Genomic DNA, 21,653 nt, shown 5'->3' on the forward strand with positions numbered 1-21,653 from the left:
AAGAGGGCGGCCCATGGGCCGCCCTCTTCTTTTTGAATCGAGGCCCTTACAAGCGACCGGTGTTGATCTTGATTTTGACCTTTGCCTTGAGCAGACCAATCAGTTCGCGCGTCGTTTCCGAGCCATACGCCTGAGCCATCTGCTGACGCAACGACTCGCGCTGTTCCGCAGGCACCTTCGACAGATCGCCCCCTTGCACCTTGTCCACGGCGAGCAGTGCATAGCCGCCGTCCTGCATGTCCACCGCGGCAAACTCCGCTTTACCCGTCGCCGGATGCGGCAGCAGGAATGCCTGTGCCAACAACGGCGCCGGCACCTGGGACTGCCGCGTAGCCTCGCTCAGACTGGTCACCGTGGCACCGAGCGATGTCGCCACCGCCGGCATCGGCTCGCCCTTGCGCAGGCGCCCCAGTGCTTCATCGGCCTGCTTCTTCTCGGTCGCGGCAACGCGCTCGTCGAGAATCTTCTTCTGCACATCGGCATGCACTTCCGTCAATGGACGGGCCGCCGCCGGCACATGCTTGTCGACATGAATCACCAGCGAGTGGTTGTTGCCCAGGTCGATCAGGCTGGAATTGTTGCCTTGTACCAGGACATCATCGCCAAACGCCGCAGCGACCACCTTGGGGTTCGCGGCGAGACCGTCGCCACCTTTGCGCGAGAACAGCGCGGTGCTCTTGATCGGCAGATTCAATGCTACCGAAGCCGGCTCCAGCGATGACGGATTCTGGTAGGTGTTGTCGGACATCTTGCCGGCGACTTCGTTGTACTTGCGATCGCGCTCGGCAGCCGATGCTTCCTTGGCGAGCTGGTCACGCACTTCCTCAAACGGCTTGGACTGGCCGCTGCGCAAATCACGCAACCAGATGACGTGATAACCGTCGGATGACAATACCGGCTTGGAGATCTGGTTCTTCTGCAAAGCGAACAGCGCCGCATCAAAAGCCGGGTCGGTCACGCCCTTTTCCAGCCAGCCCAGATCGCCGCCTTGGCGCTTGGAACCCAGATCCTGCGAATTCTGTTCGGCCAGCTTGGCGAAATCGCCGGGATTGGCGTCGGCGGCAATCTTTTCGGCTTTGGCCAGTGCCGCCTTCTGCTGCTCCGGCGTGGCATTGGCCGGCACGTTGATCAGGATGTGCGACGCGAGCCGCTGTTCCGGCTGCACAAAACGCTGCTTTTCGTCCGCGTAGCGCTTCTTCAGGTCCTCATCGCTAGGCGCGGCATCCAGCGGGAGATCGGCACCGTTGACCTCGATGTACTTCACCGAGACCTGCTCGGGATTCATGTATTCGGCCAGATGCGCCTTGTAATACGTCTCGATCTGGGCATCGCTGACCTGATTGTCAGCCAGCGTGGGCCGCGGCAACAGGAAATAGCGCAAGTTGCGGCGCTGGGTAAGCAGGCTCAGGAATTGATCGACCTGCGCATCGCTGATGATAGTGCTGTCGTTGATCGCATCCGGCAGCAGTTGCGTCGCCAGCGAGGAGCGCACCTCGTCCTCGAACATGCCTGGCGTCTTGCGCTGACTGGTGAGCCAGGCGCTATAGCTGGTCGCGTCAAACTGGTTGTTGACCTGGAACGCCGGAATCGCTGCGATGTAGTCGCGTACGGCCTGATCGGATACGCGCATGCCCCAGTCCGTATTGGCCGCCAGCAGCAGTTGCTGGTCGACCATGCCGTCGAGCACGCGCTGCTTCGTCTCGGGTTTCTCGAAAATGCTGGCATCGAAATGCTCGCCCTGTTCGGCGCTTGCCTGCTGCCGCAACTGGTTCATCCGATCCTGATAGGCGTTCTGGCTGATTTCATGCTTGCCGACTTTCGCCACGAACGACTCGTCACGCGACGTGAAGTAGCTCTCCATGCCGAACAGCGACATCGCGAAAACGCAAACACCAAGAAGGATGATGGATGGCCATCCGTGCATCTTGTTACGCATTGCCTGCAGCATTGAAATCTTCCCGCAACGTGGTTGAAAGCGCGTGGTGCGTGGGTGGTGCAAGCCGCGTGTCCGATCGCTCAGGAAGCTGCACGAACACGCAACGCTCAAATGACAAGGGCGCCACTCGGGCGCCCTTGCGAACTGTGGCGGAGTGGACGGGACTCGAACCCGCGACCTCCGGCGTGACAGGCCAGCATTCTAACCAACTGAACTACCACTCCGCATTTTTTCTGGTGGGTGCTGTAGGGATCGAACCTACGACCACCGCCTTGTAAGGGCGACGCTCTACCGCTGAGCTAAGCACCCAAAACCAAGCGTCAGCCGCTTAGTTTAAGGCATCCTTCAGGGTCTTGCCAGCTTTGAACGCGGGCACTTTCGAGGCCTTGATCTTGATCGCTTCGTTCGTGCGCGGATTGCGTCCGGTACGAGCCGCGCGCTTGCGCACAGTGAACGTGCCGAAACCCACCACCGAGACGTCCTCGCCCTTCTTCAACGACTTCTGCACAGCCTCCAGATAAGCTTCGAGGGCACGGCCCGCGTCGGCCTTGGTCAGCTCGGCCTTTTCGGCGATGGCATTGATCAGATCGGTTTTATTCATTGAGAAAACTCCCTTGTTCGGATTTCGCCAGCATGGTCCGTCCGGAGACGGGACAACACCGGCATGGATGGTTGGCTCTTGCTAGGCGCCGTAACGCAACCCCGCATCGCTGCGCTGACAAACAAACGCCGGGACTGCGGTAGCGCCTTTATACCAGTGCCTTGCCGGAGTCCGCAACACAAGCCACAGCAACGTTTTCGCAAGATCTGCCATCCATGAGACCGCTTGCAAAAAGGACGCCGAAGGACTACAGCAAAACTTCGCCGACTGACGGCGAAAAATACAAAAAGAACGCCCTGACGAGTCAGGGCGTTTTCGAAAATATATCGGGTGCCGAGCGGATCAATGGGTGAGCGAGTGCGACTCCGTTGACTCGCCGCTTGCCACTGCAGCAGGTGTCTCGCCCTTGACCGGATTGGGCCGTAGCGGGCGTTCCAGAGCAATATCCAGCACCTCGTCAATCCAGCGCACCGGATGAATCTCCAGCGAAGAGGTGATGTTGGCCGGCATGTCGGCCAGATCCTTCTTGTTGTCCTCCGGGATGATCACCGTGGTAATCCCGCCTCGATGTGCCGCCAGCAGTTTCTCCTTGAGTCCACCAATCGGCAACACGCGACCGCGCAAGGTGATCTCACCGGTCATCGCCACTTCGGAGCGCACCGGCACCTTGGTCAGCACCGATACCAGCGCCGTGCACATCGCAACGCCTGCGCTGGGTCCATCCTTCGGCGTGGCTCCTTCGGGCACGTGGATGTGCACGTCCAGTTTCTGATGGAACTCGGGATCGATGCCGAGTTGATCGACGCGTGCGCGCACCACGGACAACGCGGCCTGGATCGATTCCTTCATCACATCGCCGAGCTGACCGGTATTCACCAATCGACCCTTGCCCGGTACGACCGAGGCTTCGATGCTGAGCAGTTCGCCACCGACCTGGGTCCAGGCCAGCCCGGTCACCAGACCCACTTCGTTCTGCAGTTCCTTGCGGCCGAAATCGAAGCGGCGCACACCCAGATAGTGTTCCAGATTGGCCGAATCCACCTTGATCCGACCGGCATCCGCCTTCGTCTTGGCCTTGCCGGTCTTGGCGGGTGACGCTTTCGCCTTGGCCTTTTTCACTTGCGACAAGGTCAGCTCCTTGACCACCTTGCGGCAGATCTTGGAAATTTCGCGCTCGAGGCTGCGTACGCCCGACTCGCGCGTGTAGTAACGCACGATGTCGCGCAGTGCCTCTTCGCCCACACTGAGCTCCTCAGGCTTCAAACCGTTCGCCTTGAGTTGCTTCGACAGCAGGTATTTCTGCGCAATGCCGAGCTTCTCGTCCTCGGTATAGCCGGGAATGCGGATGACCTCCATGCGGTCAAGCAGCGGGCCCGGGATGTTCAGCGAGTTCGCGGTGGCGATCCACATTACCTCGGACAGGTCCAGATCGACCTCGAGGTAGTGATCGTTGAACGCGTGGTTCTGCTCCGGATCAAGCACTTCCAGCAGCGCCGACGACGGGTCACCACGAAAATCCATCGACATCTTGTCGATCTCGTCCAGCACAAACAGCGGATTCTTGGTGCCCACCTTGTTGATGTTCTGCACGATTCGGCCAGGCATCGAACCTATGTAGGTGCGCCGATGACCACGGATCTCGGCCTCGTCGCGCACGCCACCCAGGCTCATGCGCACGAATTTCCGGTTGGTCGCCTTGGCAATCGACTGTCCCAGCGACGTCTTGCCCACGCCGGGCGGACCGACCAGGCACAGGATCGGCCCCTTCATCACCGACACGCGCTGTTGCACCGCGAGATATTCAAGGATGCGGTCCTTGACCTTCTCCAGCCCGAAGTGATCGGCATCGAGTACTTCCTGCGCCACCTGCAGATCCTTGCGCACCTTGCTGCGCTTCTTCCACGGCACACCGACCAGCCAGTCGAGGTAGTTGCGCACCACGGTCGCCTCGGCGGACATCGGCGACATCTGCTTGAGCTTGCCGAACTCCTGCCGCGCCTTGGTCAGCACGGCCTTCGGCATACCGGAGGTCTCGATCTTCTTCTGCAGCTCCTCGGTCTCGTTCGGGCCCTCCTCGTTGTCGCCGAGCTCCTTCTGGATCGCCTTCATCTGCTCGTTGAGGTAGTACTCGCGCTGGCTCTTCTCCATCTGCGACTTGACCCGGCCGCGAATACGCTTCTCGACCTGCTGCAGGTCCATCTCGCCATCGACCAGCCCGATCAGCAGCTCCAGGCGCTGACCCACATCGGCGGTTTCCAGCACCTTCTGTTTGTCAGCCATACGCACGGAAAGGTGCGCGGCGATGGAGTCGGCGACGCGCGACGGGTCGTCGATCCCCGACAAGCTGGCCAGCACTTCCGGCGGCAGCTTGCGGCTCTGCTTGACCAGTTGCTCGAACAACGAGATCAGCGTGCGCGAAACGACGTCGAGCTCGCGCTCTTTCGCGTTGTAGACCGGCTCGATCAGACGTGAGCGAGCCATCAGCATGCCATTTTCGTCGTGGAAATCCTCAACGGCCACGCGCGACTGCCCCTCGACCAGCACTTTGACCGTGCCATCGGGCAGCTTCAGCAGTTGCAGCACACCGGCCAGCGTGCCGACCTGGTGCAGATCGGCGATACCCGGATCATCGACATCCGGACTTTTCTGCGCTACCAGCAGGATCTGCCGTTCGCCTTCCATGGCGCGTTCGAGCGCACGCATGGATTTGTCGCGTCCGACAAACAACGGGATGACCATATGCGGATAAACCACCACGTCGCGCAGCGGCAATACCGGAAGAGCGTCCAGCGCAGGGGGTAAGGGGGCATTCTTGGCCATGGAAGACGGGTTCCTCGGAATTCAGGATCAGGTTTCGTCCCGACACTGCGCCGGGTACATCATCAGGTCAAGTGGTGACGGATGGACGTTCACTCAAGGTTTGCGGGTGCCGAAAACAGAACGGCCCCGGCAAAATCACCGGAGCCGCTGTCATGACAGGCCTGCGAGTGGATCAGGCGGCGGCGTCGCCGCCCTCGCCCGCCACGCGTTGCTGCAGGTTGCCGCGATAGATCAGGTAGGGCTCGGCCTGGCCGTCGATCACGGCATCGTCCACCACCACCTTGCTGACGTGCTCCAGCGAGGGTAGCTCGTACATCGTATCGAGCAGCACTTGTTCCAGGATGGTGCGCAGACCACGTGCGCCAGTTTTCCGCTTGAGCGCCTTCTTGGCGATCGCCTGCAGCGCCTCGGGACGGAACTCCAGTTCCACCTCCTCCATCTCGAACAGCTTCTTGAATTGCTTGGTGACGGCATTCTTCGGCTCGGTGAGAATCTTCACCAGCGCTGCTTCGTCAAGCTCGTCCAGCGTGGCCACTACCGGCAGACGCCCCACAAATTCGGGAATCAGACCGAAGCGCACCAGATCGGACGGTTCCACATCGGCCAGTACCTTGCCCAGGTTCTCGGTGCGCTCCTTGCTGCGCACCTCGGCCGAAAAACCGATGCTGGTGTTCTCGGAGCGCTGCTGGATGACTTTTTCCAGGCCGGCAAATGCGCCACCGCAGATAAACAGGATGTTCTTGGTGTCGACCTGCAGGAATTCCTGCTGCGGATGCTTGCGGCCGCCCTGCGGCGGCACCGAGGCCAAGGTGCCTTCGATCAGCTTCAGCAGCGCTTGCTGCACGCCCTCACCCGACACATCGCGGGTGATCGACGGGTTCTCGCTCTTACGCGATATCTTGTCGATCTCGTCGATGTAGACGATGCCCGACTGCGCCTTTTCGACGTCGTAGTCGCACTTTTGCAACAACTTCTGAATAATGTTCTCGACATCCTCGCCAACGTAGCCAGCCTCAGTCAGCGTGGTAGCGTCGGCGATCGTGAACGGCACATTAAGCAGGCGCGCCAGCGTTTCGGCCAGCAGCGTCTTGCCCGAACCGGTCGGACCGATCAGCAGGATGTTGGACTTGCCCAGCTCGATGTCATCGCTCTTCTGACGCGACTCGATCCGCTTGTAATGGTTGTATACCGCCACCGCCAGCGCTTTCTTGGCACGGGTCTGACCGACCACGTACTGGTCCAGCGACTCGCGGATCTCGCGTGGTTTGGGCAGATGCGTGCGCCCGGAGGCGGCTTTTTCCTCCAGTTCCTCGCGGATGATGTCGTTGCAAAGCTCCACGCACTCGTCGCAGATGAACACGGACGGACCCGCGATCAGCTTGCGCACCTCATGCTGGCTCTTGCCACAGAAGGAGCAATAGAGAATCTTGCCGCTATCGCTGGAACGCCCCTGCCGGTCGTCGCTCATACTTTCGGTCCCACTGACAAATCTGAATGCGTCGCGAGAATAACACAGGGCTCCGCGTCTGCCTGCAGACGCGGAGCCCGTCTCGTGACTCGGGGGTTACGACCCGGGAATCAGGCCGATTTCACTGTTTCGCCGGCGCGCTTGTCGAGCACCTCGTCGATCAGACCATACGTTTTCGCATCGACGGCGTTCATGAAGCGGTCGCGCTCCATGTCCAGCTCGATCTTCTCGATCGCCTGGCCGGTATGCGCAACGTAGATCTGGTTCAGGCGCTGGCGCATGTACAGGATCTCGCGCGCCTGGATCTCGATGTCGGTTGCCTGCCCCTGCGCGCCACCGGAGGGCTGGTGGATCATCACACGGGAGTTAGGCAACGAGAAACGCTTGCCCTTGGCGCCCGCGGTCAGCAGCAGCGAACCCATGCTGCACGCCTGGCCGATGCACATCGTGCTGACATCCGGCTTGATGAACTGCATGGTGTCGTAGATCGCCAGACCTGCGGTCACGGCGCCACCCGGGCTGTTGATGTAGAAGTGAATGTCCTTGTCCGGATTCTCCGACTCCAGAAACAGCATCTGCGCAACGATCACGTTGGCGACCTGATCGTTGACCTCGCCGACCAGGAAGATCACCCGCTCCTTCAGCAGACGCGAGTAGATGTCATAGGAGCGCTCGCCACGAGCCGTCTGCTCGACGACCATCGGTATCAAATTGAGGTTCTGGATGGGATCCATGGCCATTGCAGCTCTCCGGTTGATGTGCCTGACAGTATGTATGGCGCCGGGCCTGATATCGGATCAGGTCCGGCTGAGCCGGGGCCTGATTCGATCAAACACCGGCCGGGCGCATCACATCGTCGAAGCTCAGGTCCTGCTGGGTGGTGTTGGCATGCTCCGCCACCCATTCGGCCACCTGATCTTCCATCACGCGATTCTGCAGCCCTGACATCAACTGGGGGTCGCCGTTGTAGAGTTCAATGACCTTCTCGGGCTCTTCATAAGTCGAAGCGATGGCGGCAAGCTGCTCGGCGACACGCTTGCGATCGATCTTGATCTCCTGCTTGCGAGCGATCTCACCCATCAGCAGGCCGGCAATCACTCGCTTGCGCGCCATCGGCATGGCGGCATCGATCAACTGCGGCGGCGGCTGCTGACCCTGCGGCACGCTGCCGGCGGCCATATTGCGCGCCTCTGACTGCACCAGCAGCTTCGGCACATCCAGCTCAGCGTGGACATCTGCCAGTTTTTCAGCGACTTCGGACTTCAGGCGCGCCATCAGCGCCGCCTTCAATTCGCGCTCGAGGTTCGCGCGAACTTCCTTGCGGAAGGTCTCCAGGTCACCGTCAGCGATGCCGAACAGCTTGGCGAACTCGCCGTCGATCTCGGGCAGTTTTGGCGCCTGAACCTTGATGATCTTGAAACTGACTTTGGCGGTCTTGCCAGCCAACTGCTCGTTGCGAAAATCTTCCGGGAAGGTGACGTCGGCATCGAAAACATCGTCAGCCTTGCGGCCAGTCAGCGCTTCGTCCAGCGCCTTGAACAACGTCCCCGAACCGAGCACGCTGCCGGCCCGCTCCAGACCGTCGGCCGGGAAGCGGTAGTCGCCGGCTTCTGCCGCGTATTCGAACATCACGAAATCGCCTTCGGCCGAGGCGCGATCGACTTCATCGAAACTGCGGCGCTGCTGCCGCAGCGTCTCCAGCATCTTGTCGATGTCGGCATCCGTCACCACCGCCGACGCACGATGAATCTCGAGCCCGGCCACATCAACCGCGGGGAACTCCGGCATGATTTCGAACGTAGCGGTATAGGCAATTTCACCGTTTTCCGGCCTGCCGGTGGTGTTGATCGCCGGATTCGCGATCGGCTGCAATTTTTCCTGCTCCACCGCTTCGCGCAACGTACTGCCAATCAGGTCGGACAGCACCTCGCCACGGACCTGGTCGCCGAAGCGCTGCTTGATCACCGTCGTCGGCACCTTGCCCGGTCGGAAACCCTTCAAGCGCACCGTGCGACCCATTTCCGCGATACGCGCGCTCACCTGCGTCTCGAACCGCTCTGCGGGGAATTTCACCGTAAGCTTGCGCTCGAGCGTACCGATGTTCTCAACCGAAACCTGCATGACGTCTCCTGGTACTACCTGATGTTGTGGGCCTGCCACAGGCGCCATGGCGGCTGTGCCGCCTGAAAAACAAGGAAAACCACGGGGCATGGTGCGAAAGGGGGGACTCGAACCCCCACGGGGTTAACCGCCAGAACCTAAATCTGGTGCGTCTACCAATTCCGCCACTCTCGCCTTGCCACCCTCATCAGCCGTACGCAACTGCAGGATCCTGAAGCCGATTGTCGTGCGCCAGACAACCGCCCTCACCCCCTTTCAGCCGCGTCCGCCTAAGTCGATGATTCCCTTATACGAAAGCAGACCATTTTACGGTTGCACGAGCTTGCAGCACAAGCATGCCGAGAGCGATGCGAGCCTTTTTACGACGATGCCAGCAGATCACCCCGCGAAACCGCGTTTCGCACGGGGACGGGGACCCACACAGCAAAACGCCGATCGCAAGCGATCGGCGTTTTGCCTTGCATTGGTGGGCCGTGAAGGATTCGAACCTTCGACCAATTGATTAAGAGTCAACTGCTCTACCAACTGAGCTAACGGCCCAGGAAACCTGGGTTTGAAACTGGGGTGGATGATGGGATTCGAACCCACGACAACCGGAATCACAATCCGGGACTCTAACCAGCTGAGCTACACCCACCATAAATCTTGTTACTGGTGCGCCCGACAGGACTCGAACCTGCAACCGTCGGCTTAGAAGGCCGATGCTCTATCCGGTTGAGCTACAGGCGCAGTCCCTGTCGGCAGAACGTGTCGCTGGTCGGGGCAGAGGGATTCGAACCCCCGACTTTTGCGTCCCAAACGCAACGCTCTACCAGACTGAGCTATACCCCGCTTTCGAATCCCCGATCATGCTGCCACCGGAGCCTTGAAATGTTACGGGTGACGCCTCGCTCAGTCAATCCGTGTCGAAGCACACCGCTGTTTCTGAACCATCGTTTCCACAGAGTAAAAGCCACTTCTCCGTGAAAACAAAACGGGGTGCAAGCACCCCGCCTCGCCGTATAAAAATGGTGCGCCCGGAGAGATTCGAACTCCCGACCACCTAGTTCGTAGCCAGGTACTCTATCCAACTGAGCTACGGGCGCACTGAAAAAAACTTTTCACTTCACCGCATCAGTGTCTGGGCATTGAGGCGGTGAAGCAAGAAGCGGAATTATTCAGACTCCGCCCTCGTGCGTCAACCCTTTTCTTGAAAATTATTCGCGGCGGTTGATCGCGCAGCAAAAAATCCCGCCCAGGATGTGACACGTCGGCCTGCGCAATGCACGCGTCTCACGCAGCGAGGTCGCCGACTCAAATGAAAAGGGTGGCCGGCGGCCACCCTTTTCAATCACTTCACGACGTGCCGGTTTATGGCCGTCCAAATCCGGATCAGTTTTCCAGACCGGTGCGGCTCTGCGGCGCCGGATCGCCCACCTTGCCTACGGTCGAGCCCGTGTCTCCTCTCGGCGGCGGTGGCGGTGGTGTTGCCCCGGTCGTTGCGTTCTTGGTCCAGTCAGCGGGCGGTCCGGGTTCGCGCCCGGCCATGATGTCGTCGATCTGGTGCGCGTCGATGGTTTCGTACTGCAGTAGCGCTTCGGCCATGGCATGCAGTTTGTCGAGATTCGCCGTCAGCAATTCCTTGCTGCGCGCATAAGCCCGATCGAGGATGCCGCGCACCACTTCATCGATCTTGCTGGCGGTCTCGTTGGAGATGCTCTTGTGCTGGGTCACCGAACGACCGAGGAATACCTCGTCCTCGTCCTCGCCGTAGGTAATCGGACCGAGCTCGTCGGACAGGCCCCACTTGGTCGCCATGTTGCGCGCCATCTTGGTGGCCCGCTCGATGTCGTTGGACGCGCCGGTGGTGACCTTGTCGGCCCCGAAGATCAGTTCCTCGGCCACGCGGCCGCCATATAGCGAGCACAGCTGCGACTGGATCGCCACGCGGTTGATGCTGTACTTGTCGCCTTCGGGCAGATACATGGTGACGCCCAGTGCGCGCCCACGCGGGATGATCGTCACCTTGTAGACCGGGTCGTGCTCGGGCACCAGCCGGCCGACGATGGCATGGCCGGCTTCGTGATAGGCGGTGAGCTTCTTTTCGTCCTCGCTCATCGCCATCGAGCGGCGCTCGGTGCCCATCAGTATCTTGTCGCGCGCCTTGTCCAGATGAACCATGCGCACTTCGCGGGCGTTCTCGCGCGCGGCGAACAACGCCGCCTCGTTGACCAGATTGGCCAGATCGGCACCGGAGAAGCCCGGCGTACCGCGCGCAATCGTCATCGCGTTGACGTCGCTGGCGATGGGCACTTTGCGCATGTGCACCTTGAGAATCTGCTCGCGGCCGCGCACGTCGGGCAAGCCAACCACGACCTGGCGGTCGAAGCGGCCCGGACGCAGCAGCGCCGGATCCAGCACGTCGGGGCGGTTCGTCGCGGCGATCACGATAATGCCCTCGGTGCCCTCGAAGCCGTCCATCTCGACCAGCAACTGGTTCAGGGTCTGCTCGCGTTCGTCATGACCGCCACCCAGGCCGGCGCCGCGATGGCGGCCGACCGCGTCGATCTCGTCGATGAAGATGATGCACGGTGCGTGTTTCTTCGCCTGCTCGAACATGTCGCGTACGCGGCTGGCGCCGACGCCGACGAACATCTCGACGAAATCGGAACCCGAGATCGCGAAGAACGGCACTTTGGCCTCGCCCGCAATCGCCTTGGCCAGCAGAGTCTTGCCGGTGCCGGGCGGACCGACCATCAGCACGCCGCGCGGAATCTTGCCGCCCAGCTTCTGGAAGCGGCCCGGGTCACGCAGAAACTCGACCAGTTCGCCGACCTCCTCCTTCGCCTCGTCGCAACCGGCGACGTCGCTGAAGTTGACCTTGATCTGGTCCTCGCCCTGCAGCTTGGCGCGCGAACGGCCGAAGCTCATCGCACCGCGACCGCCGCCGCCGGACTGCATCTGGCGCATGAACCAGATGAATACGCCGACGATCAACAGCACCGGCAGCCAGCTGACCAGCAAGCCGATCAGCGAGAAACCTTCGGACGGGTCCTGGCGAACTTCGACGCCCTTGTCCTGCATCTGCTTGACCACCGAATTGGTGGAGAAGCCGAGCATCGGGGCCACCGTGCGGAACGCGCTGCCGTCTTTCAACTTGCCGCTGATGGTGGCGGGCTGATCGGCACTGATCGTGGCGGTGGCGACGTTGCCGTTGTCCACACTTTGCGCAAACGAGCTGTAAGGCAAGTCCGAAGAAGCCGCGCCACGCGGGTTGAAGCTCTGGAACACGGTAAACAGCACCACCGCGATGATCACCCAGAGCAACACATTTTTCGCTGTTTCATTCATGCACGGTTCTCGCCCGGTGACACGGCGGAAGGCTTGCGCCCCACCGCCAGTGCGTACACCTCACGCGAACGTGCGCGTGAGGCCTTAGGTTTACGCATGGTTACGCGGGTGAACTCCGCGCGCAAGCTGCGCAAGTATTCGTCAAAGCCGACTCCCTGAAACAACTTGATCAGGAACGAGCCGCCCGGCTTGAGCCACTGCCGACTGAAATCCAGCGCCAGATCGGCCAGCGCCATCGCACGGATCTGGTCTGCCAGCGCCACACCACTCATATTGGGGGCCAGATCGCACAGTACAAGATCCAGCTTGTGCCCCTCCAGCCGGGCCTCCAGCGCGCGCAGCACCGACTCCTCGCGGAAGTCGCCCTGCAGGAAGTCCACCCCGGCGATGCTCTGCATCGGCAGGATGTCCAGCGCGAACACCTTGCCGGTATCGCCCAGGCGATTGCGTACCAGTTGCGACCAGCTGCCCGGCGCGGCGCCCAGGTCGACCACATTGATGCCCGGCTTGAGCAGGCGATCACGCTCGATCAACTCCTCCAGCTTGTAGACCGCACGCGAACGCAAGCCCTCGGCCTGGGCTTTCTTGACGTATTCGTCGTTGAAATGTTCACGCAGCCAGACTGCGCTGCTTTTGCTGCGGGCCATGTCGTTGGGGTCGCCGATTGGGGAACGGGATGCCGCATGATACCCTTTGCCGTTCACTGACCGCGAATCGAGCACCACCGCATGGCCCTTTCCTCCTCGCAGATCCGCTACCTGCGCAGCCTCGCCCACGATCTGAGCCCGGTCGTCCTGCTGGGCAACAAGGGCGCGACCGAGGCCGTGGTCAAGGAACTGAACCTGGCGCTGGATATCCATGAACTGGTCAAGGTGAAGCTGTCCGGTGGCGACAAGGACGAGCGGCAGGCCCAGATCGACGTGCTTGCCGGCGGCACCCAGGCCGAGAAGATCCACCAGATCGGCCATGTGGTCGTGCTGTTTCGCCGCAACGCCGACGAACCGAAAATCGCCCTGCCACGCTAGGCATACCCGATGGATTTGTCGCTCGACCGCCCCGAAGGCTATCTGTTCGTGCGTCGTGTCGACGCTGGCAGCATCACCCTGATCGACCGCGAACTCGGCCGCAGTTTCCTGCTGGCGCCGGACCGGGTGGTCGAGAACTGGCCGGTCGATGCCGCCAGCGGGCTGGAGGCTGGCCACGTCGAGGCCCTGCTGGCGCTGCAGCCGGAACTGGTGATCCTGGGTACCGGCCATCGCCAGGTGTTTCCGGCAGCCGCCTTCATGGCTGGCTTCCTGCGCAGGAATATCGGCATCGAAGTGATGGACAACGCCGCCGCCGCGCGTACCTACAACCTGCTGGCCGGCGAAGGCCGCCGGGTCGTTGCCGGATTCATCCTGCCGACCGGCTGATTGCAGCCTCCTGCTGCGCAGTTACTTCAGCGCGATGGCAGATATCCCAACGGATCGACCGGATTGCCGTCCTTGCGGATCTGAAACTCCAGTTCGTTGCGCGTGGCTCCGGTGGAGCCCATTTCGGCAATCTGCTGGCCGGCGCTGACTCGCTGGCCTTCCTTCACCAGCCGTTTGCGATTGTGGCCGTAGGCGGACAGGAAGCTTTCGTTGTGCTTGATGATCACCAGCTCGCCGTAACCCACCAGGCCGTTGCCGCTGTACACCACCACGCCATCGGCGGCCGCACGCACCGGATCACCCGATTTGCCGGCGATCTCGATGCCGGGAATCGCGTCGCCACTCTGGAAACGACTGAGCAGACTGCCGTCAGCCGGCCAACGCCAGTTCACGCCACTGACGGCACGTGAGGCACCCGCAGCAACCGGGGTCGGCGCGGGCGGCGGCATCGCCGCTGGTGCAGGTGTCGGCACGCCGGCGACAGGCACGATCGTGGTCGTGGCGGTCACAGCCGGCGCCGCCGGTTTTTTGATCGGCACGGCGACTTGCGTAGCCGGCGTTGCATTCGCGGTGGCTGCAGTGGCTGCGACGGCCGGGGCCGCCGGCGGCGCCGTCACCGGTTCGAACCCAGGTGCCGTCGCGGCCGTCGATGCGGCAGCCGGCGGATGGGACGGAGCAGAAACCACGGTCGGCGATGACGTCCGTGGAGGGTTGGAAGGAGGGTTGGTATGTGGAGCACGGGTAGCCTGCGCGGCCACCGTCCTGCCCGGCGGCGGCGACAGTGTCAGCCGCTGCCCCGGCCGGATCGTGTACGGCGCAGCAATGCCGTTCCACTGCGCCAGGTCACGAAAATCCACCCCTTTGCGAAAGGCGATCGAGTACAGCGTGTCGCTTTTCACCACGACATAAGTGCCGCCGGGAATCGGCGTGCGGGCCGGCGCTACCGGGCTGGCAACAGGGTTGTTGTAGCCGCTGCCCGGGGCCGGCTCGACCACCACCGAACTGCGCATCGTGCCGCAGGCAGCCAGCAGCAGGGCCAAAACCGAAACGCTCAGCGATTGAAGATATCGATCCATGCGCCGCAGCATACCGAGGCGGTGGGGCTTTTTCATACGAGGTCGCTCCTCAAGCCAACCGACGCTCATCGCGGCCAGAACCACCACACCAGCAACACGGCCAGCGCGACCAGTGCGGCCCAGCCGATCCATTCAATATATTTGTGCAGGATCCGTTCGGCGCGCTCGCCGAACAGCCGGATCAGCAGCGCCAGCAACCACACGCGTTTTCCGCGCCCCAATGCGATGCAGGCCAGGAACGGAACGATAGGCACGCTGATGATGCCGCAGGCCCAGGTGACGAACTTCATCGGCACCACCGGCTGCAGCGCGGCCAGGATCAGTACGCCGAACATGCCCCAGCGATGCTCCCGCATCTGCGCACTCAGGGTCGCCACGCCTTGCTCGATCGGCCCCGACAGATGCAGCGTATCGAGCAGCGGCCGCAAGGCCTGGAATGCCCAGTGCCCCAGCGCATAGCCGACCAGGGCGCCAAGCAGCGAGCACAGCAGGCTGATGTTGGCGTAATGGAAGGCCTTGTGCCGCTTGCCCAGCATCATCGGGGCCAGCATCACTTCCGGCGGGATCGGGAAGATGAACGCCTCGACGAAACTCAGCCCGCCCAGGTAGTACAACGCCCGTGGCTCGCGCGCCCATACCAGTGCACGCGCATAAAGTGCTCCGAACAGACGCATCAACCGATCCCGCCGAGCAATGGCACGAAACTGACCGCGCCGAGTTCTTCCTGGGTGAAGTCGCCCTGCCCGTCGCCGCGCATGCGAATCAGGGTCTGCCGGCTGGGCGAGCCGACGGGAGCCACCAGTACGCCCGTGGGACTGAGTTGATCGAGAATCCGGCTTGGAATCGTGTCGCCGGCAGCGGTGAGGATGATCGCATCGAACGGCGCTTCGTCCGGCCAGCCGAGCTTGCCGTCGTCGTAGCGCGAACGGAGGTTGGTCAGGCCGAGCTGGCGGAAACGCCGGCGCGCCTGGCGCAGCAGCTCCTCGATGCGCTCCACCGTGAATACCTGCGGCACCAGCGCCGCCAGCACGGCGGCCTGATACCCCGAGCCGGTACCGATCTCGAGAACCTTCTGCGGCAGGCCGAACTCGATCAAGGCCTCCGTCATGCGCGCCACCACCCACGGCTGCGAGATGGTCTGGCCGTGACCGATCGGCAGCGCGGTGTTTTCGTAGGCGCGCGAATGCAGTGCCTGGTCGATGAAGTGATGCCGCGGCGTATTGCGGATCACGTCGATCACCCGTGGATCCTGGATACCGCCTTCCTTCAGGTTGGCCGCGAGGCGATCGCGCGCCCGCTGCGAGGTCATCCCTTCGCCCTTCAGGTCCGCAGCCGGTAGTCGATAGACAGTCATCGGTCAGGCAGCCTCGTCTTTGCTGGCGCGGCCACCTGCCATGCCCACCGCCATGTCGTCGGTCAGCGCCTGCATCCAGCTGCTGACTTTCTCCAGAGCCTGGAAGCGGGTCAGGTCGACGTGAATCGGCGTTACCGAGACAAATCCTCGCTGCACGGCATGGAAATCGGTGCCTGGGCCGGCATCGTCCACTTCACCGGCGGGACCGATCCACCAGATCGGCCGGCCGCGCGGGTCGGTCTGCGCAATACATGGCGCGGAACGGTGACGACGACCCAGCCGGGTCACCTCGAAACCCTCGATCTCCGCCCACGGCCGATCCGGCACGTTGACGTTGAGAATGGTGTCGGCCGGCAGCGGATCGACCAGCAATCGCCGCATCAGCAGCAATACCGCCTGGGCAGCGGAATCGTAGTGCATGCCCTTGTGATCTTGCGTGACCAGCGACACCGCGATCGCCGGCAGTCCGAGAAAACGTCCTTCCATCGCCGCCGACACGGTGCCGGAATAGATCACGTCGTCGCCGAGATTCGCCGAGTTGTTGATGCCGGACACCACCATGTCGGGCTCTTCGTCCAGCAGCCCCGCCAGCGCCAGATGCACGCAATCGGTCGGCGTGCCGGCCACCCGGTAATAACCGCCACCCATCGGCAATACGCGCAACGGCGCGTCGAGGGTGAGCGAATTGCTGGCGCCGGAACGATCGCGATCGGGCGCCACCACAGTTACCTGAGCCACCGCGCCGAGGCGCTCGGCAAGCACGCGGATGCCTGGTGCATCCACGCCGTCGTCGTTACTTACCAGAACTCGCATGATGCTCCGTCGAAAGCTGACCGCGGGCGCATCGCCGATCACCTCGATGGCGCGCGCCCCATTCCCCGAAGTCTACCGGAGCATGCCGCCGGTTTCACACGAATCCGCCCCAATCACGCAGTGTTGGTTAGCATGTACGGATGAAGCGCCGCGCGCCCGCTCCGATCCACGATGACGACAGCCGCCTGTTTCGCGAGGCGATCGGCGACGTGCGTCCGCTTGAGCCGGTGCAGCCGCCACCGGCGACCGCCAAACCCGCGCCGCATCCGCACATGCTGGAAGCGGACGAGGCCGCCGTACCCGGCGAATTGCTGGACATGGCGTTCGACCCCGCTCTGCTCGAAGTCGGCGAGGAGCTGAGTTACCTGCGTGACGGCTATCCGCCGAAGCTGCTGCGCCAGCTCAAGCGTGGCCAGTTCAGCGTGCAGGACGACATCGACCTGCACCAGATGAATGCCGCCGCCGCGCAGGCCAGCATCGTCATGTTCCTGGCCGAGGCCAAACAGCACGGCCTGCGCTGCGTGCGCATCGTGCACGGCAAGGGCTTGCGCTCGCGTTCCGCCGGACCGGTGCTGAAGGTTCTCACCGACCGCATGCTGCGCCGGCGCGACGACGTGATCGCCTTTGCCTCGGCACGGCCGGCCATGGGCGGCACCGGTGCGGTGGTGGTTCTGTTGAAAGGCTGACTATCTCCGTTGTAGGAGCCCGCGTGCGGGCGATGCTTTTGTTTTGATTTTTCCTATCCAACCATCAAAGCAACAGCATCGCCCGCACGCGGGCTCCTACAACGACAAAGCCAGCTCGCGTACCACCACCGTGGCATAGGCGCCGGCCGGCAGCTCGAACGACAGCTCCAGTACCGCATCGTCAAGCCAACGCCACTTCAGATCCTTCGGCATCAATCGCAACGGGCGGCGTTCCTGATCCATCCGGGCCGATGCCAGCCCCGCGACCAGGTCGCTGTTGGCTGCACCGATCTCGCGCTCCAAGGCGCCGGCCTCGCCCTGAGTCGGCGGCTCGCCCTGGCCCCACAACGGGCCGGACGGGTGGATGTCGGCACGCGCCAGCCGTTCGGCCAGCGCCTCGCTGAAGGGCTCAGGGCCGAACCATGAGCGTGAGCCGGACAACGACCATATTTCGCCATCCAGAGGCGTGTCCCAGACGGCGCGCTCGACCCGCGCCGCCAGCACGCTGTTGAAGATCTGCGAACGCGCCGCCGACAGCAGGAACGAGCGCTTGTCGCGCTCGACCCGGCGTCCTGCGAACATCGCGCGCGCCTGCGCCACGTTGCCGCCTTCACGGCCGAAGCGTTGCTCGCCGTAATAGTTCGGCACGCCGCGTGCTGCGATCTGCGTCAGCACCCGCTCGGCCGCCTCGCGGTCGCCCTGCACCTCGCGCAGCACCAGCACGAAGCGGTTGCCGCGCAACGCGCCGCGTTTGAGCTTGCGCGAATGCCGTGTCGCCGCCAGCACCTTCACTTCCGCATGAGGAAACGCCGACCAGTCCGGATCGGGCTTGCCGGCCAACTGCACCGAGAACGTCTGCCGGGTCACCGCATGGCGATCCTTCATGCCCGCGTAGCCGACCGCGACCTGCGACACACCGGCGAATTTCGCCAGCTCGCGCGCGACCCAGTCGGTATTCGCGCCGCGTTTTTCCACCCACAGCAAGGCATGCTCGCCGGCACCTTCAGCGTCGTAGCCGAGGATCTCCTCGACCACGAAGTCTTCCGGCGCGCTGCGCAATCGCGCCTCGAGCGGCGGTACGCCGTAGGCCCACGGCAACGGCACCTGGGCAAGTTCGGATTCGGACATGGCACTCCGCCGGTCGTACCGGCATTCAGATCGAAACGGGCGTCGCTCAGCGCCGCTGCAGCAGTACGCAGGCCTGCGCCGCGATACCTTCGCCACGGCCGCAGAAGCCGAGCTTCTCGGTCGTAGTGGCCTTGACGCTGATGCGGCCGATCTCGCTGTCCAGGTCGGCGGCGAGGTTCTCGCGCATCGCCAACACGTGCGGACCGACCTTCGGCAGCTCGCAGATCACGGTGATGTCGGCATTGCCCAACGCGTAACCGTGCTGCGCCATCAACATCGCCGCATGGCGCAGGAACTCGCGACTGTCGGCATCGCGCCAGCGTTCGTCGGACGGCGGAAAGTGCTGGCCGATATCGCCAAGCGCCAGCGCGCCGAAGATCGCGTCGCACAGTGCATGGATCACCACGTCGCCATCGGAATGCGCCACCACACCGCTACGATGCGGTACGCGCACGCCACCGAGCGTGACGTGGTCACCTTCGCCGAACGCGTGTACGTCGAAACCCTGGCCTATGCGTATCATGCCGTCCTCGCGAGCAGGAACTCGGCCAGCGCGAAATCCGCCGCCGTGGTCACCTTGATATTGTCTTCGGCGCCTTCGACCAGCAGCGGTGCGAAGCCGGCCTGCTCCATCGCCATCGCTTCGTCGCTGACGTTCACGCCCCGCCGCCCCGCTTCACGCAGCGCCCTCGACAGTTGAGCACGCCGGAACATCTGTGGCGTGAAGGCGCGCCAGCGGTGGTCGCGCGGCTCGGTCAGTTCGCTGCGACCGGCAGCGTCCGCACGCTTCAACGTATCGCGTAACGGCGCGCCGAGCAGGCCGCCATCGGCGGCGCCGGCCAGCTCGATCAGCTTGCCGATATCGGCCAAGCGGACACACGGGCGCGCGGCATCGTGCACCAGTACGAAATCACCCGCGCCCACCACTTCCGGCAGAGCATCGATTCCGGCCAGCACCGAGTCGCTGCGTTCCGCACCACCGACAGCCGTGAGTACCGGCTTGCCATGGAGCATGCCGACACTGGACCAATGCGCATCCGCCGCGCCCAGCACCACCAGCAAACCGGCGATCTGCGGATGCGCGGCAAGGCGCTCCAGCGTGTGCTCGATCAGCGGCCGTCCGGCCAGCGGCAAATATTGCTTGGGGCAATCGCCGCCAACCCGCGTGCCGCGCCCCGCCGCCGGCACCACGCACCACAACAGCGGCGAATTCATGGCGAGCCGGCGGATGTGGCGGGCGGCGGCAGCGCGCTGCCGGCATGAGCCGGCTGCTCGACCACCTGATAGAAAACCTCGCCCGGCTTGATCAGTCCCAGTTCGGTCCGTGCACGCGCCTCGACCGCCTGATCGCCATGCTTGAGATCGAGCACATCCGCGCCGACGGCCTGATTGCGCTGCTGCAGCTTGGCGTTGTCGTCGGTTTGCTTCTTTACCGAAACGCGCAGCGCATCCACCTCGCGCATGCCGCCGCTGCCGGACCACAGCTTCAGCTGCAGTCCGACCAGGATCAGGATCAGAACCAGGGCGATCCAGCGCAACATGGGAGGTCGATCTTCCCGCTCAGCCGGGCAGACGGGTCAGGTTGGGGAATGCATGGCGACCGGCATAGTGCGCGGCGCTACCGAGCTGCTCCTCGATACGCAGCAGCTGGTTGTACTTCGCCACGCGGTCGCTGCGGCACAGCGAACCGGTCTTGATCTGGGTCGCCGTGGTGGCTACGGCGATATCGGCGATCGTGGTGTCCTCGGTCTCGCCGGAACGATGCGAGATCACCGCCGAATACTTCGCCGCATCGGCCATCGCGATCGCTTCCAGCGTCTCGGACAGTGTGCCGATCTGGTTCACCTTGATCAGGATCGAGTTGGCGATCTTCTTCTCGATACCCTCGCGGAAGATGGCCGGATTGGTCACGAACAAGTCGTCGCCAACCACCTGGATACGATCGCCGATCGCATCGGTGAGGAGCTTCCAGCCGTCCCAGTCGCCCTCGGCCATGCCGTCCTCGATGCTGATGATCGGATACTGCTTCGCCCAGCTGGCCAGCAGGTCGACGAACTCGACCGAACTGTACTGCTTGCCTTCGCCGGCCAGGTCGTACTTGCCGTTCTTGTAGAACTCCGAGCTGGCCGCATCCAGGCCGAGCAGGATCTCGCCGCCGATCTTGTAGCCGGTCTTGTTGATCGCCTCAAGAATGGTGTCGAGCGCTTCGATGTTGGAGCGAAGGTTGGGCGCGAAGCCACCTTCATCTCCCACCGAGGTGCTCAGGCCACGGCCTTTGAGTACGCTTTTCAGCGCATGGAAGATTTCGGCACCGGCGCGAAGCGCCTCGGAAAAGCTTGGCATGCCCACGGGCAGAACCATGAATTCCTGCACGTCGATATTGTTGTCGGCGTGTTCGCCACCGTTGATGATGTTCATCATCGGCACCGGCAAAGCGCCCGGCTTGCCATTCGACAGGTACTGCCACAACGGCTCGCCGCGCGAGGCAGCGACAGCGTGCGCCGCCGCCATCGAGACACCGAGCAGCGCGTTCGCCCCCAGCTTGCCCTTGTTCGGCGTGCCATCCAGCGCGATGAGCTTGGCGTCCAGACCTTTCTGGTCGGCCGCATCGAAACCCTTCAACGCATCGGCAATCGTGGAATTGACGTTCGCCACCGCGTTCTTCACACCTTTGCCGCCATAGCGCGCCTTGTCACCGTCACGCAGCTCGACCGCCTCGCGCGAACCGGTGGAGGCACCGCTCGGCACCGCTGCCCGGCCGAAGCCGCCGCCGGCCAGAGTGACTTCGGCTTCCAAGGTGGGATTGCCGCGCGAGTCGAGGATTTCACGGGCGTGGATGCGGGTGATCAGAGTGCTCATGCGGTGTCCGTTGCGTTGGATGTGATTGATGATGAAGGGCGCATCGCCG

General features: G+C 62.9%; 20 protein-coding genes and 8 tRNA genes. 3 read left to right on the forward strand and 25 right to left on the reverse strand.

All coding sequences use genetic code 11. The annotated features are described in order from the left end of the window. Positions 1-46: 46 nt before the first annotated feature. From BUA26_RS00295 to rlmE, 16 genes are all read right to left on the reverse strand, one after another. The gene (locus tag BUA26_RS00295) at positions 47-1,948 is read right to left on the reverse strand and encodes a SurA N-terminal domain-containing protein (protein ID WP_072756968.1); all 1,902 of its coding nucleotides are present in this window, start codon (positions 1,946-1,948) and stop codon (positions 47-49) included. A gap of 135 nt (positions 1,949-2,083) precedes the next feature. Continuing rightward, positions 2,084-2,160: transfer RNA gene (locus BUA26_RS00300), tRNA-Asp, on the reverse strand. 10 nt (positions 2,161-2,170) lie between these two features. Next, positions 2,171-2,245, reverse strand: a tRNA-Val gene (locus BUA26_RS00305). A 19-nt stretch (positions 2,246-2,264) separates the two neighbouring features. Continuing rightward, positions 2,265-2,537 carry an HU family DNA-binding protein gene (locus BUA26_RS00310; RefSeq protein WP_072756969.1) on the reverse strand — a complete coding sequence of 91 codons (273 nt, stop codon included), beginning with the start codon at positions 2,535-2,537 and terminating at the stop codon, positions 2,265-2,267. Between the two features lie 342 nt (positions 2,538-2,879). Beyond that, the gene (gene lon / locus BUA26_RS00315) at positions 2,880-5,357 is read right to left on the reverse strand and encodes an endopeptidase La (RefSeq protein ID WP_072756970.1); all 2,478 of its coding nucleotides are present in this window, start codon (positions 5,355-5,357) and stop codon (positions 2,880-2,882) included. Positions 5,358-5,529: 172 nt separating this feature from the next. Further along, on the reverse strand, positions 5,530-6,825 hold the full coding sequence (clpX, locus tag BUA26_RS00320) for an ATP-dependent Clp protease ATP-binding subunit ClpX (RefSeq protein ID WP_072756971.1): 1,296 nt from the start codon (positions 6,823-6,825) through the stop codon (positions 5,530-5,532). Positions 6,826-6,935: 110 nt separating this feature from the next. Further along, on the reverse strand, positions 6,936-7,559 hold the full coding sequence (gene clpP / locus BUA26_RS00325; RefSeq protein WP_218587793.1) for an ATP-dependent Clp endopeptidase proteolytic subunit ClpP: 624 nt from the start codon (positions 7,557-7,559) through the stop codon (positions 6,936-6,938). A gap of 94 nt (positions 7,560-7,653) precedes the next feature. After that, positions 7,654-8,946: a trigger factor gene (gene tig / locus BUA26_RS00330; RefSeq protein ID WP_072756973.1), complete on the reverse strand. Its 1,293-nt coding sequence runs from the start codon at positions 8,944-8,946 to the stop codon at positions 7,654-7,656. Between the two features lie 89 nt (positions 8,947-9,035). Further along, a tRNA-Leu gene (locus BUA26_RS00335) sits at positions 9,036-9,120 on the reverse strand. A gap of 290 nt (positions 9,121-9,410) precedes the next feature. Continuing rightward, positions 9,411-9,486, reverse strand: a tRNA-Lys gene (locus BUA26_RS00340). Between the two features lie 20 nt (positions 9,487-9,506). After that, positions 9,507-9,583, reverse strand: a tRNA-His gene (locus BUA26_RS00345). 15 nt (positions 9,584-9,598) lie between these two features. Beyond that, a tRNA-Arg gene (locus BUA26_RS00350) sits at positions 9,599-9,675 on the reverse strand. Between the two features lie 25 nt (positions 9,676-9,700). After that, positions 9,701-9,777, reverse strand: a tRNA-Pro gene (locus tag BUA26_RS00355). Positions 9,778-9,954: 177 nt separating this feature from the next. Continuing rightward, positions 9,955-10,031: transfer RNA gene (locus BUA26_RS00360), tRNA-Arg, on the reverse strand. 286 nt (positions 10,032-10,317) lie between these two features. Next, the gene (ftsH, locus tag BUA26_RS00365; protein WP_178368505.1) at positions 10,318-12,276 is read right to left on the reverse strand and encodes an ATP-dependent zinc metalloprotease FtsH; all 1,959 of its coding nucleotides are present in this window, start codon (positions 12,274-12,276) and stop codon (positions 10,318-10,320) included. After that, positions 12,273-12,923 carry a 23S rRNA (uridine(2552)-2'-O)-methyltransferase RlmE gene (gene rlmE / locus BUA26_RS00370; protein ID WP_072756974.1) on the reverse strand — a complete coding sequence of 217 codons (651 nt, stop codon included), beginning with the start codon at positions 12,921-12,923 and terminating at the stop codon, positions 12,273-12,275. Before rlmE ends, ftsH begins: the two co-directional genes overlap by 4 nt. 81 nt (positions 12,924-13,004) lie before the next feature. Here rlmE and yhbY point away from each other — a divergent pair, with 81 nt between their 5' ends. Together yhbY and BUA26_RS00380 are read left to right on the forward strand one after the other, a co-directional pair. Continuing rightward, complete coding sequence (gene yhbY, locus BUA26_RS00375) at positions 13,005-13,301, forward strand: ribosome assembly RNA-binding protein YhbY (protein ID WP_072756975.1); 297 nt, start codon at positions 13,005-13,007, stop codon at positions 13,299-13,301. A 9-nt stretch (positions 13,302-13,310) separates the two neighbouring features. Next, on the forward strand, positions 13,311-13,688 hold the full coding sequence (locus BUA26_RS00380; RefSeq protein WP_072756976.1) for an Mth938-like domain-containing protein: 378 nt from the start codon (positions 13,311-13,313) through the stop codon (positions 13,686-13,688). Between the two features lie 26 nt (positions 13,689-13,714). Here BUA26_RS00380 and BUA26_RS00385 read toward each other — a convergent pair whose 3' ends face one another. From BUA26_RS00385 to surE, 4 genes are read right to left on the reverse strand one after another with little or no spacing between them, the layout of a single operon-like run. After that, positions 13,715-14,776: a peptidoglycan DD-metalloendopeptidase family protein gene (locus BUA26_RS00385; RefSeq protein WP_072756977.1), complete on the reverse strand. Its 1,062-nt coding sequence runs from the start codon at positions 14,774-14,776 to the stop codon at positions 13,715-13,717. A 53-nt stretch (positions 14,777-14,829) separates the two neighbouring features. Beyond that, positions 14,830-15,438, reverse strand: a complete 609-nt coding sequence (locus tag BUA26_RS00390) for a YqaA family protein (RefSeq protein WP_072756978.1) — start codon at positions 15,436-15,438, stop codon at positions 14,830-14,832. Beyond that, a complete protein-coding gene (locus BUA26_RS00395) occupies positions 15,438-16,118 on the reverse strand; it encodes a protein-L-isoaspartate(D-aspartate) O-methyltransferase (protein WP_072756979.1) in 681 nt (226 codons plus the stop codon). Before BUA26_RS00395 ends, BUA26_RS00390 begins: the two co-directional genes overlap by 1 nt. A 3-nt stretch (positions 16,119-16,121) precedes the next feature. Next, positions 16,122-16,931, reverse strand: a complete 810-nt coding sequence (surE, locus tag BUA26_RS00400; protein ID WP_072759875.1) for a 5'/3'-nucleotidase SurE — start codon at positions 16,929-16,931, stop codon at positions 16,122-16,124. A gap of 140 nt (positions 16,932-17,071) precedes the next feature. Here surE and BUA26_RS00405 point away from each other — a divergent pair, with 140 nt between their 5' ends. Beyond that, positions 17,072-17,617: a Smr/MutS family protein gene (locus BUA26_RS00405; RefSeq protein ID WP_072756980.1), complete on the forward strand. Its 546-nt coding sequence runs from the start codon at positions 17,072-17,074 to the stop codon at positions 17,615-17,617. A 96-nt stretch (positions 17,618-17,713) separates the two neighbouring features. Here the strand turns inward: BUA26_RS00405 and truD are convergent, their stop codons facing one another. Genes truD through eno form a run of 5 tightly spaced genes read right to left on the reverse strand, consistent with a single transcriptional unit; the run spans position 17,714 to position 21,604 of the window. Further along, the gene (gene truD, locus BUA26_RS00410; RefSeq protein WP_072756981.1) at positions 17,714-18,745 is read right to left on the reverse strand and encodes a tRNA pseudouridine(13) synthase TruD; all 1,032 of its coding nucleotides are present in this window, start codon (positions 18,743-18,745) and stop codon (positions 17,714-17,716) included. A 46-nt stretch (positions 18,746-18,791) separates the two neighbouring features. After that, positions 18,792-19,268 (reverse strand): 2-C-methyl-D-erythritol 2,4-cyclodiphosphate synthase, encoded by a 477-nt coding sequence (ispF, locus tag BUA26_RS00415; RefSeq protein WP_072756982.1) that lies wholly within the window; start codon positions 19,266-19,268, stop codon positions 18,792-18,794. Then, positions 19,265-19,960: a 2-C-methyl-D-erythritol 4-phosphate cytidylyltransferase gene (gene ispD, locus BUA26_RS00420; RefSeq protein ID WP_072756983.1), complete on the reverse strand. Its 696-nt coding sequence runs from the start codon at positions 19,958-19,960 to the stop codon at positions 19,265-19,267. The genes ispF and ispD overlap by 4 nt, the downstream gene beginning before the upstream one ends. Then, the gene (gene ftsB, locus BUA26_RS00425) at positions 19,957-20,286 is read right to left on the reverse strand and encodes a cell division protein FtsB (protein WP_072756984.1); all 330 of its coding nucleotides are present in this window, start codon (positions 20,284-20,286) and stop codon (positions 19,957-19,959) included. The genes ispD and ftsB overlap by 4 nt, the downstream gene beginning before the upstream one ends. A 19-nt stretch (positions 20,287-20,305) precedes the next feature. Continuing rightward, positions 20,306-21,604 (reverse strand): phosphopyruvate hydratase, encoded by a 1,299-nt coding sequence (gene eno / locus BUA26_RS00430; protein ID WP_072756985.1) that lies wholly within the window; start codon positions 21,602-21,604, stop codon positions 20,306-20,308. Positions 21,605-21,653: the final 49 nt, after the last annotated feature.

This window comes from Rhodanobacter sp. OK091, assembly GCF_900142825.1.
Classification (GTDB): Bacteria; Pseudomonadota; Gammaproteobacteria; order Xanthomonadales; family Rhodanobacteraceae; genus Rhodanobacter.

What these genes read in the sequence shown, in the direction of transcription:
- BUA26_RS00385 (WP_072756977.1), bottom strand. Translation starts at nt 14,776, where the DNA reads ATGCTGCGGCGCATGGATCGATATCTTCAATCGCTGAGCGTTTCGGTT.
- BUA26_RS00380 (WP_072756976.1), top strand. Translation starts at nt 13,311, where the DNA reads ATGGATTTGTCGCTCGACCGCCCCGAAGGCTATCTGTTCGTGCGTCGT.
- rlmE (WP_072756974.1), bottom strand. Translation starts at nt 12,923, where the DNA reads ATGGCCCGCAGCAAAAGCAGCGCAGTCTGGCTGCGTGAACATTTCAAC.
- ispF (WP_072756982.1), bottom strand. Translation starts at nt 19,268, where the DNA reads ATGATACGCATAGGCCAGGGTTTCGACGTACACGCGTTCGGCGAAGGT.
- BUA26_RS00405 (WP_072756980.1), top strand. Translation starts at nt 17,072, where the DNA reads ATGAAGCGCCGCGCGCCCGCTCCGATCCACGATGACGACAGCCGCCTG.
- BUA26_RS00310 (WP_072756969.1), bottom strand. Translation starts at nt 2,537, where the DNA reads ATGAATAAAACCGATCTGATCAATGCCATCGCCGAAAAGGCCGAGCTG.
- yhbY (WP_072756975.1), top strand. Translation starts at nt 13,005, where the DNA reads ATGGCCCTTTCCTCCTCGCAGATCCGCTACCTGCGCAGCCTCGCCCAC.
- truD (WP_072756981.1), bottom strand. Translation starts at nt 18,745, where the DNA reads ATGTCCGAATCCGAACTTGCCCAGGTGCCGTTGCCGTGGGCCTACGGC.
- ftsH (WP_178368505.1), bottom strand. Translation starts at nt 12,276, where the DNA reads ATGAATGAAACAGCGAAAAATGTGTTGCTCTGGGTGATCATCGCGGTG.
- BUA26_RS00295 (WP_072756968.1), bottom strand. Translation starts at nt 1,948, where the DNA reads ATGCTGCAGGCAATGCGTAACAAGATGCACGGATGGCCATCCATCATC.
- eno (WP_072756985.1), bottom strand. Translation starts at nt 21,604, where the DNA reads ATGAGCACTCTGATCACCCGCATCCACGCCCGTGAAATCCTCGACTCG.
- lon (WP_072756970.1), bottom strand. Translation starts at nt 5,357, where the DNA reads ATGGCCAAGAATGCCCCCTTACCCCCTGCGCTGGACGCTCTTCCGGTA.
- surE (WP_072759875.1), bottom strand. Translation starts at nt 16,931, where the DNA reads ATGCGAGTTCTGGTAAGTAACGACGACGGCGTGGATGCACCAGGCATC.
- BUA26_RS00390 (WP_072756978.1), bottom strand. Translation starts at nt 15,438, where the DNA reads ATGCGTCTGTTCGGAGCACTTTATGCGCGTGCACTGGTATGGGCGCGC.
- ispD (WP_072756983.1), bottom strand. Translation starts at nt 19,960, where the DNA reads ATGAATTCGCCGCTGTTGTGGTGCGTGGTGCCGGCGGCGGGGCGCGGC.
- tig (WP_072756973.1), bottom strand. Translation starts at nt 8,946, where the DNA reads ATGCAGGTTTCGGTTGAGAACATCGGTACGCTCGAGCGCAAGCTTACG.
- BUA26_RS00395 (WP_072756979.1), bottom strand. Translation starts at nt 16,118, where the DNA reads ATGACTGTCTATCGACTACCGGCTGCGGACCTGAAGGGCGAAGGGATG.
- ftsB (WP_072756984.1), bottom strand. Translation starts at nt 20,286, where the DNA reads ATGTTGCGCTGGATCGCCCTGGTTCTGATCCTGATCCTGGTCGGACTG.
- clpP (WP_218587793.1), bottom strand. Translation starts at nt 7,559, where the DNA reads ATGGATCCCATCCAGAACCTCAATTTGATACCGATGGTCGTCGAGCAG.
- clpX (WP_072756971.1), bottom strand. Translation starts at nt 6,825, where the DNA reads ATGAGCGACGACCGGCAGGGGCGTTCCAGCGATAGCGGCAAGATTCTC.